The sequence below is a fragment of the Occallatibacter sp. genome (genome assembly GCF_049510455.1).
In the GTDB taxonomy this organism is placed as follows: domain Bacteria; phylum Acidobacteriota; class Terriglobia; order Terriglobales; family Acidobacteriaceae; genus Telmatobacter.
In genome coordinates this window covers 1-7,173 of the sequence record NZ_JBEKYX010000150.1, presented here as the reverse complement: position 1 = coordinate 7,173, position 7,173 = coordinate 1, and the positions used below count along the sequence as shown (strand labels likewise).

Below are 7,173 nucleotides of genomic sequence, written 5' to 3'. Positions count from 1 at the left end.
GTTGAGCATCTTCTCCACTGGTCCCAATGGCGAAGGCAGCATCAATTCCACGCTCTGCGATGTCACTACCGCAAACGAGGTTCACCCCTCCCAATCTTCTATCTACAACTGTAGTATTAGGAACGGCGATCGCCTCGACGGGGCGCCCAACAGCATCCGCGAAAGCATCTGCTATGTCGAGTGCGCTGTAGCACTCCTGGCCGCAACTTCAATATGGCGGATTCCGGTCCAACCCTGTGTGAGCGTCTCTGCAGCCTGCCAGATGTCTTGGTTCCTTGAACAGCATGCATCTTCGGCCTTGACCTCCAAGTGTGGTTTGGTAGATAGCGAGCGAGGACTTTACGCACTGCCTCCATGAAGTGGTAGCACTGTAGTGATAATGAAGAACGACAAGCAGAACAGTTAGATATTTCAAGATAAAGTGTGGAGTTTAGGACAAAATATGACAGCTTCGACAACACATGGAAAAGACAGTCTTCGACTGCCCGTCTTACTGTTGGTTCTGGCGCGATGAGTTTTACGATCACAAGGCGACAGTTTGGCAGGGCTCCTGACGGCGGCGAGGTGGACGCATGGATACTTGCCAGCCCAGAGGGAATGCAGGTTGAGATCCTTACTCTCGGATGTATCGTCCGCCGATTGTTGGTGCCGGACGGGAACGGTGTGCTCGCAGACGTGGTATTGGGATACGACTCTCTCGAGGAATACCTAGCGGGAACCACCTATTTTGGAGCGATCGTCGGCCGCGTTGCTGGACGTCTTACGTCTGGAAGTTTCTGGCTGAACGGAAGCCCATACAAACTCACAATCAATGACGGGCTCAACCATCTCCACGGTGGTGTCCGTGGCTTCGATAAGTATCTCTGGCAAGCAACGCCACTTTTTCTGGAAAATGCTGTCGCATTGGAACTGAAGCGGACCAGTCCAGACGGCGAAGAAGGATATCCGGGAACTCTCGAAGTTTGCCTTCGCTATATCCTCGATGCAACTGGTGAGCTGTTGATTGAGACTGAGGCTTCAACCGACCGTGCGACACCGTGGTCGATGACGCATCACTCGTACTTCAACCTCTCAGGCGAAGGAAATCGATCCACGCTGGACCATACGCTGCAAATCTTTGCTGACGAGACGATAGCGACCGATGTTCACATGACGTTGTTGAATCGTCTGGAGCCCGTTACGCAGGAGAATGATTTTCGTAAAGCGCGGTACCTGCACGACGCTATCCCGGAACTCTTTCAGAACCACGGCGACTTATATCGTTTACCACTTCGTCGGGAAAAATCGCTCGCGGCAATTCTTTCGCACCCAAAGAGCGGACGTTTGCTGGAAGTTTGGACGGACGAGCAATACCTGCAACTCTATACAGGCAAGAATATCCGCGACGTTCGCGGAAAGGACCATCACGTCTATAGCGAATATGCCGGAATCTGCCTGGAGGCGGAAGGATATCCCAATGGGGTGCTGCATCCACAATTAGGAGATGTCGTTCTCCAGCCTGGGGAGGTGCAATGCCGCAGCACTGCATATCGCTTTCTTGCGGGACCTGCTATTGATCAGGATACTGCATATAAATATCACCCTCCGATGCCGATCCGACGAGATCGGCGTATAGGCATTCTCGGCAGTGGTTTTATCGTGAACGAATGCCATCTAGTTAGTTACCGGCGTTGTGGCTTCAATCCAGTAGCGATCGCCTCACGAACAAGTACGAATGCTGAACGTGTCGCTCAGCGGCATGGGATCGAACATGTTTATGCGACCTACGAGGAACTGCTGGACGATCGGACGATTGAGGTGCTCGATATCGCCGTCCCACCTACAGAGCAGCTTGCGCTGATTCGCGAGGCATGCGAGCGTAGAAGCGTTAGAGCAATTCATGCACAGAAGCCGCTCGCGCTGAGTTTCACCGCTGCAGCCGAGGCTGTAGAACTGTGCGAACAAGCCGGAATCCTTCTCTCGGTCAATCAGAATATGCGTTACGATCCCACGGTCTTTGCGGCGACACACATGCTTCGAGATGGATATTTCGGCGAGCCGGTGTTCGCAACGATCGATATGCGGGGTATTCCGCATTGGCAGCCCTGGCAGGCGGACACAGGCGGCGCCACCCTCAGGATCATGTCCGTGCATCATCTCGATTGCATGCGGGCATGGTTTGGAGATCCGGATGGCGTTTTTTGCAGCGTGCGTCCCGACCCGAGGACCAAGTTTTCTCACAGCGATGGCATCTGCACCACCATCCTGGAATACGGCAATGGACTGCGTTGTGTGGTGGTGGATGATGTCTGGACCGGACCTGCGCGAGAGGGCGCTCCAGCGGATCTTCATATTTCGTGGAGGATCGAGGGTCTCGACGGCCTCGCGATTGGGGACATTGGATGGTGCCGGGATCCCTACACAACCCCATCTACGATGCGTTACGCGAAAAAAGGGGATAACGTCTTTCGGAAATTTTGTCCGAAACAGAGTTGGTTTCCTGATGCGTTTGGCTGCACGATGGGCCAATTGTTAGTCGCCCTCGAAGAAGACACCGTCCCGGCCTTGAGCGGCGGAGACCATTTGCAGACTCTGGCGATCGTGGAGGCTGCCATCAAGAGCGCCGAGTTGGGCCGTATCGTGTCGCCCAGTGAAGCGGTAACAAGGGAGAAGAGATGAAATTGGGAATCATCAATAGCGCCTTCGATCAGGCCGGTGTGGATACGATAGAGGGCCTCGAACACATCGCGCGCATTGGGTTCGATTGCGTCGATATCTTTACGGAAGCTATGACGCTGTCGGCAAACGATACAAGACGGATCGCAGCTTCCTGTGAGCGCCTGAACCTTCCAATCATGTCGCTGCCAGTGGTGGCGCTTGGGCTCTGCGACTTTAACGTACCAGTTCGCAATTTTCATATTGAGCGTTGTAAGAAGTTCATCGATCTGGCTTCACATTTTCAAGCTCGCAATATTCTGCTGGTTCTCGGGGAGTATATCTGGCAACGCGAGGTCATTCGTGCGGATCAGCAATGGGCCTGGGGTGTGGAGACTTGCCGCATCCTTGGCGACTACGCCGGAGACAAGGGCATTGAGATAGCACTCGAGTTGGAGCCCTTTCGGTTGAGCCTGTTGAATAACATCGCCCAGATGAAACGGTTTCTCGATGATTGCGGCCACCCTCAGGTGCGAGCAAATATCGACATCAGCCATCTCATGCTCGCCGATTGTGGGCCCGCCGAGTTGGCCACGCTTGACGGTTTGGTGAGTCACGTACACATCAGCGACTGCGATGGAAAGGTGCATGGTGATTTACCGCCAGGCCGTGGGGTAGTGAAATTCGCGCCTTACCTTCAGGCAATCAAGGAACTCAACATCGACGGCGCTATTTCTATTGAACTGGAATACTCGCCGGATCCCGCAAATATTGTGAGTTGGGTTGAGGAAGCCTATTGGGAGACAGACCGCCTCATGCAATTGATGGGGCTTCGCCACTAGGAGCAAAGTCATGGCAAGCGTAAATAAATCTGCCTCTCAGGCTCTTCATCTCGACTACAGTCTTATCGGCGTTAACGCGTGCGCAGCCGTTGAAAAAGGACTCGCCGAAGCCGACTGGTATCAGTGCCCCGTACCACATGAGACGATGCGGGCATTACTCACCCGTCGTGATTGGCCTGGGATCTGGAACACGGTGCTGTGGTTTTCGCTCATCTTTGCGGCAGCTTACGCGACCGTACGACTTTGGGGCTCCTGGTGGGCACTCCTACCGTACTTGATATATGCAGCGCTCTATGCTTCGACTTCCGACTCGCGGTGGCACGAATCAGGGCATGGAACGGCCTTTCGTACTGACGCTCTAAACATTTTTCTCTATGAGATTGCATCCTTCATGGTGATGCGCGAGTCGACGGTTTGGCGCTGGAGCCATACCCGCCACCATAGCGACACGATCATCGTCGGCCGCGATCCTGAAATTGCAGTACCAAGGCCGCCCGATCTGCGCACGCTGATCATGTCCTTGTTTGCTCTGGGCGTATACCGGAATTACTTCCGGCACATCGTTCTCCATGCGTTCGGACGAATGACAGAGGAAGAAATGACCTTTATCCCGGAAATGGAGTTTCCGAGGATATTTCTGCGTGCTCGCATCTATTGTGCAATCTACGCCCTTGCTCTAGTGCTTGCCGTAAGCATACATAGCATCCTCCCATTGCTTTTTATCGGCCTTCCGAATCTTTTCGGAACATGGCTCCTTGTTACTTACGGCCTAACGCAGCACGGCGGGCTCGCGGAGAACGTGCTTGATCACCGGCTGAACTGTCGGACGATCTACATGAATCCGATCCACCGGTTTTTGTATTGGAATATGAATTATCACGTAGAGCACCATATGTATCCTCTGGTGCCTTTCCATGCATTGCCGCGGCTACATGAGGAGGTCAAAGACGATTGTCCAACGCCCTATCCAAGTCTGTTCGCCGCGTGGCGCGAGATCATCCCAACTGTGCTGAGGCAAGTAAAAGATCCTGCGTACCATGTAAAAAGAGTATTGCCTGAACCTAGAGTGCGGTCCCAGGAAGGCATTGTTGCTACACAAGCGGAAGCCGACAATGAAGGTTGGGTTGCCGTATGCCCGGCTGCAAGGCTTCCCAAGGCCGATGTGCTTCGCTTCGATTACGGCAAGCGTACATTCGCTCTCGTGCGCAACGAAGAAGGCGCACTGTTTGCCACAGATGGCATGTGTACGCATGGCAACGTACATCTGGCAGACGGCTTGGTGAAAGATGGAATTATTGAATGCCCCAAGCACAATGGACGATATAACCTCGCCGACGGCTCTCCCGCACGGGCACCGATTTGCCGCGGGCTTGCCACGTACCCGATCAAGGAAAACGGCGGGATTCTTCGCCTGAATGTTGCTCATCCCGGAGGGGCAGGAGCCAGGCGCCAGACCTCCGCATCATTTCGCGTGATAAGCAATCAGAGTGTCGCGACCTTCATCAAGGAACTCGTACTGGAGCCACTGGAACCGTCGAAGCCGCTAAACGCCCTTCCCGGTGACTATATGCAGCTCTGCATTCCCGCCTATGAAAAAGTGCGGTATGCCGACTTTGACATTTCTGAGCCATTTGCGAGTGTCTGGCGAAACCAACACATCTTTAACCTTGAAGCTGAAAACAAGGTTGGGGAACGGTTCAACAATTACTCGCTCGCGAACAATCCCAATCGAGAGAATCTGCTCCGCTTCAACATCCGCATCGCTACGCCGCCTCCGGGCCAGGCGTGTGCGCCAGGCATTGGCTCAAGTTACATCTTTGGATTGAAACCAGGTCAATTGGTCAGCGGAATAGGGCCTTTCGGAGACTTTCATATCAGGCCAACCCAGAAGGAGATGATCTATATAGGTGGTGGCGCAGGAATGGCTCCTTTGCGAGCCCATCTCTCCCATCTTCTTGAGGTGGAGGGCACGTCGCGCCGGATCAGTTTTTGGTATGGCGCTCGCTCCCGGCAGGAGATTTTCTACGACGAATACTTTCACGATCTCGAGAAGACGTACCCAAATTTCAAATTTCACCTGGCCCTGTCTTCGCCGCTCGCGGGAGATAACTGGCACGGACACGTGGGCTTTGTTCATGAGGTGCTGCTTCAGGAATATCTCTCAACACACCCAAACGTGCATGCTGCGGAGTATTACCTGTGTGGTCCGCCGATGATGATCCGTGCCTGCCAGCACATGTTTTTGGAGTTGGGTGTCGCTGCGCACCAGGTGTCCTATGACGAATTTTAGAACTCCTCTTTCAAACGGCTTCCGGAACGTGACGACAGACTCCGCGCCTCGTTTGATGTTGCTATTGAATTTAGATAACCTCGTTGATTTGCCGGGCAGTTCGGTATTGCGTGCTGGAACAGAAGAAGAAGTTTATGCTCGCCTTCGCGCAGACGGTTTTGAAGGCGTTCAAATCACGCACGGAGATCCTTTGCCAAAGAGTCCTGCGTTACCTTTTTGCGGACTCTCGCGAATCAATGTTCTCAGTGATGCGGATATCGTTGCGGCAAGACATGTTGACCGGGGAGACAGGTGTATTACGGTCCATCTGGGTTGGGGAATCGAAGATGATTGCGAAGTAGATGCGCTTGTGGAAGCCGTTTTGGAAGCGCAGCAGCGCCGCGGGATTGCGATCTTCATCGAAACGCACCGCGCTACCGTTACGCAAGATATCTGGAGGACGGTACAGCTCATAAAGCGCCATCCAGACGTTCGCTTCAACGGAGATTTCAGTCACTATTACTGTGGCCAGGAGTTGGTATACGGTGACTGGAATCAAAAGCTCCACTTCATGACTCCTATCTTTGATCGCGTCGGGTTCATGCATGGAAGGATTGCCAGTCCTGGCTGCATCCAGGTCTCCATTTCCGAAGATGTGCATGCGAGGCCGGTGCAGGCGCACGGTGTTGTGAATTATCTGGACCACTTCCGCGAGCTATGGACGAGAGCTATGCTGGGCTTTCTTAGTCATGCTGCGCCAGGCGACGTTCTTCCCTTTGCTCCTGAGCTTCTCGCCGGGACACATTACTATGCGCGATTGTTCCCGGACGCAGAAGGAATCATGCGCGAAGAATCAGACCGGTATGCCCAGGCGCTGCTGCTTGCACAAGTCGCGCGTGAGAGTTTCGCTGCCGCATCGAAACGGCAGAAAAATGCCCATCACGCGTAGGACATTCCACTTTGCGGCACTTGCCGTCGCCGCAACGGAGGCGCGGCTCGCTTGCTTGCGGGCACAATCTCTGGGATTCCCCCTTTGTCTCCATCTATACACAGTCCGAGAGGTGATCGAGCAGGATACGCCTGTTGCGCTGAAGTAAGTTGCTGACCTTGGGTACAAAGAGGTAGAAACGACTGGGTTCGGGGCGCTGAAGACGGCATCTGAGTTCCGCCGGGTGCTGGACGATCTCGATTTGAAGTGTCCGAGTGCTCACCTCCAATTCGACCTGGCGAATCTGAGCAAAACGTTTGACGATACAAACGCGATCCTTTGCCCAATTGGCGGCAAGCGCAGTGCGACGAAACTCGACTAGGAACTTGTTGAAAAAGGCAGCTCTCCGCAACGGGGTTGTGCGTAGATTCGTCTACTGATTATGCGTGGAACTGAGCAGGTTCAGGATGGGATGTTCAGCTATGTTTCTTTGGAGCAGC

4 protein-coding genes are annotated in these 7,173 nt (G+C 53.8%); all 4 read left to right on the top strand.

Annotated features, from left to right (window positions below; all coding sequences use genetic code 11):
- Window positions 1-510: 510 nt before the first annotated feature.
- From ABSG47_RS19675 to ABSG47_RS19660, 4 genes are read left to right on the top strand one after another with little or no spacing between them, the layout of a single operon-like run.
- A complete protein-coding gene (locus ABSG47_RS19675) occupies window positions 511-2,658 on the top strand; it encodes an aldose epimerase family protein (protein ID WP_424171864.1) in 2,148 nt (715 codons plus the stop codon).
- Window positions 2,655-3,476 carry a sugar phosphate isomerase/epimerase family protein gene (locus ABSG47_RS19670; protein ID WP_424171862.1) on the top strand — a complete coding sequence of 274 codons (822 nt, stop codon included), beginning with the start codon at window positions 2,655-2,657 and terminating at the stop codon, window positions 3,474-3,476. Before ABSG47_RS19675 ends, ABSG47_RS19670 begins: the two co-directional genes overlap by 4 nt.
- A gap of 10 nt (window positions 3,477-3,486) precedes the next feature.
- Window positions 3,487-5,766, top strand: coding sequence for an NADH:ubiquinone reductase (Na(+)-transporting) subunit F (nqrF, locus tag ABSG47_RS19665; protein ID WP_424171859.1), 2,280 nt, complete (start codon window positions 3,487-3,489; stop codon window positions 5,764-5,766).
- Window positions 5,729-6,694 carry a hypothetical protein gene (locus tag ABSG47_RS19660; RefSeq protein WP_424171856.1) on the top strand — a complete coding sequence of 322 codons (966 nt, stop codon included), beginning with the start codon at window positions 5,729-5,731 and terminating at the stop codon, window positions 6,692-6,694. Before nqrF ends, ABSG47_RS19660 begins: the two co-directional genes overlap by 38 nt.
- The last annotated feature ends 479 nt before the right edge of the window (window positions 6,695-7,173 follow it).

What these genes read in the sequence shown, in the direction of transcription:
- ABSG47_RS19670 (WP_424171862.1), top strand. Translation starts at nt 2,655, where the DNA reads ATGAAATTGGGAATCATCAATAGCGCCTTCGATCAGGCCGGTGTGGAT.
- nqrF (WP_424171859.1), top strand. Translation starts at nt 3,487, where the DNA reads ATGGCAAGCGTAAATAAATCTGCCTCTCAGGCTCTTCATCTCGACTAC.
- ABSG47_RS19675 (WP_424171864.1), top strand. Translation starts at nt 511, where the DNA reads ATGAGTTTTACGATCACAAGGCGACAGTTTGGCAGGGCTCCTGACGGC.